The organism is Lentzea indica, from assembly GCF_012184385.1.
Lineage (GTDB): Bacteria > Actinomycetota > Actinomycetes > Mycobacteriales > Pseudonocardiaceae > Lentzea > Lentzea indica.
The window spans coordinates 1-2,409 of the sequence record NZ_VSRL01000484.1 but is presented as its reverse complement, the minus strand read 5'-3'; the positions used below and the strand labels follow the sequence as shown (position 1 = coordinate 2,409).

Annotated in this window: 2 protein-coding genes and 1 pseudogene; 2 read left to right on the top strand and 1 reads right to left on the bottom strand. The window is 71.1% G+C overall.

Features of this window, described 5'->3' with window-relative positions; all coding sequences use genetic code 11:
* Together FXN61_RS48735 and FXN61_RS48730 are read left to right on the top strand one after the other, a co-directional pair.
* A pseudogene (locus FXN61_RS48735) lies at positions 1–338 on the top strand (RNA polymerase subunit sigma-24); the annotation flags it as partial.
* A gap of 84 nt (positions 339–422) precedes the next feature.
* A complete protein-coding gene (locus FXN61_RS48730) occupies positions 423–1,529 on the top strand; it encodes a hypothetical protein (protein ID WP_167980539.1) in 1,107 nt (368 codons plus the stop codon).
* Here the strand turns inward: FXN61_RS48730 and FXN61_RS48725 are convergent.
* A partial coding sequence (locus FXN61_RS48725) for an amidase family protein (RefSeq protein ID WP_246293287.1) occupies positions 1,517–2,409 on the bottom strand: 893 nt, incomplete at its 5' end. The genes FXN61_RS48730 and FXN61_RS48725 overlap by 13 nt on opposite strands.

Below are 2,409 nucleotides of genomic sequence, written 5' to 3'. Positions count from 1 at the left end.
GCCACGCGCTGGCCCCGTCGGTCGAGGAGACCGACTGGGAACGCATCGTCGTGCTCTACGAAGGACTCGGCCGCCTCGCGCCGTCCCCGGTCGTCGACCTCAACCGCGCGGTCGCTGTCTCCATGGCCCGTGGCCCCGCCGCGGCGCTGCCGATCGTCGACGAACTGGCCGCCGGTGACGCGTTCAAGGACTCGCACCAACTACCCGGAGTGCGCGGCGAACTGCTGCGCCGCCTCGGCAGGGCGGAGGAGGCGCGCACCGAGCTGGAACAGGCGATTCGCCTGTGCGGCAACGAACGCGAACGCGCCGTGCTGACCCGCAAACTCGCTGCACTGTAGGCGTCTGACCACGAGGGGTGAACCTTAAATCCGTTAGGGCGACATCAGTAGCACTCGACCGGGTGGCGCGGGAATGATGTTGCGATGGACTCGCTGCCCGCCACCGTGGCCTCCGCGCTCGCTGAGGCCGACAGCGAGAACACGGACTGGCCGGCCCACTGGCAGGCGTTGACCGCTGTGTCCGTGGAGCTGCAGTCGTTGCTGGTCACCGATCCGGGCCCGGAGCTGGTCGCGTTGATCGAGCAGATCGTCACGCAGCTGGCGGACGGAGTGGCCGCCAGCCGAAGACACCGGGTCGAACTGGCGGAGCTGGCCCACCGCGTCCTGGGTACCCACGCCCTGGCGTGCGCCGAGACCAGGCCCGACCCGGTGCGCCTGGCCGACTGGCTGCTCGACCTGCAGCTGCGCCACCCCGACGCCCCCGACGTCAGCCTCTCCGCCTACACCGGCGCGCTCGACGACGAAGGCCTCGCGCACTACCGCGAGCGGGCGGTGGCGTTGTTCGAACCGCTGCCGGTGATCGGGTTCGGCGAGACCGGCCGCTACGACCGCGCCCGCTGGGCGTTGCTGCGCGTCATGGAGGAGCTCGCCGAGTACACCGAGGACATCGACCTGCAGATTCTGGTGCTGTCCAAGGACCTGTCGTCAGGCTGGCACTACCTGCAGGTCGCCACCGTGCTGCGCGACAACGGCCGTTCCGGCGAGGCGCTGGAGTGGGTCGAACGCGGCCTGCGGGCCGTCGGCGGCCGCGGCGCGGCACTGCGGCTGATCGACCTGGCCGTGGAGGAGCACCTGCGGCGAGGTTCCCCGCGCGACGCGGTCGAGGTGTGCAAAGAGGCGTTCTTCACCCGCCCCAACCTCGACGTCTACCTCAAGATCCGTGCACTGGTCGTGCACACCGACGACTGGCCGCCGCTGCGCGCCGAGCTGGTCGACCACCTCGTGCGCGACGGCGGCGGCTTGCGGTCGAGGTCTACCGGCGCATCGTCGAGGTCGAGCTCGCGCGGCGCGGCATCGAGGAGCAGGAGCTCGTCGTCGAATGGCTGCAACAACTGCGCGGCCTGCAGCCCGACGCGTTCGCCGACTACCTGGACCACATCAAGTCGCGGCACGTGGCCGACCGTGAACTGCTCGACGAGCTGTCCAGACGAGGACTCTGACCGTTTCTACCTCGTGTTCTACTTCGTGTGACCGAGGCCGGAGGGCGTCCGGTCCGCCCACGGCCGGGCGCGCTCCAGCTGGGCGGACACCGACAGCAGCGTGCACTCGTCGTGCTGACGGCCCACGAGCTGCACCGCGAGCGGCAGGCCCGACGACGTGCGACCGGCGGGCACCGAGGCGGCGGGGTTGCCGACGACGTTCCACATCTGCAGGAACGTCGTGTAGTGCGAGGCGGCGAGCAGTGCGGCCACGACGTTGCGGCCGTCCCACTCGCCGACGCGGATCGGCGGACGGGTCAGCGCCGGGGTGAGCAGCACGTCGACCGAGGTGAAGATCCGGTTCGCGTGAGCGGTGAGCGCCCTGTCGTCCTTCATCGCCCAGCGAACCAGGCCACGCGGCAGGCGGCGGCCCAGCTCGGCGACAGCGCGGGTGCGGGGCTCGACCAGGTCGGGGAACTCCATGCCGGTACGCGCGAGATGGGCGTTGTAGAGGTACCGCGCGGCGAACTGCGTGGAAGCGGTGACGTCGCGCATCGGCGGGTCGAGGCGCACGACGTCGTGACCGAGGTCGGTGAGCAGCGCGGCGGTGTCCTGCACGGCGTCGCGGACCTCCTCGGCGATCGGGATGCCGGGACCCCACGGCCGCAGCGACACACCGATCCGCAGCCGGCCCGGATCGGTCCGCGCCGCCTCGGTGAAGCTCGTGCGGGGTGGATGCGCGACGTGGGCGTCACCGGGGACGGCGCCGTGGATCTGGTCGGCGACCAACGCCCAGTCCAGCACCGTGCGGGTGATCGGCCCCGCCACGACCAGACCGCCCCACATCTGCGGTTCCGGCGAGAGCGAGATGCGGCCGCGCTGGGGCTTGAGCCCGAACAGTCCCGTCACCGCTGACGGGAGTGCGGATCGAC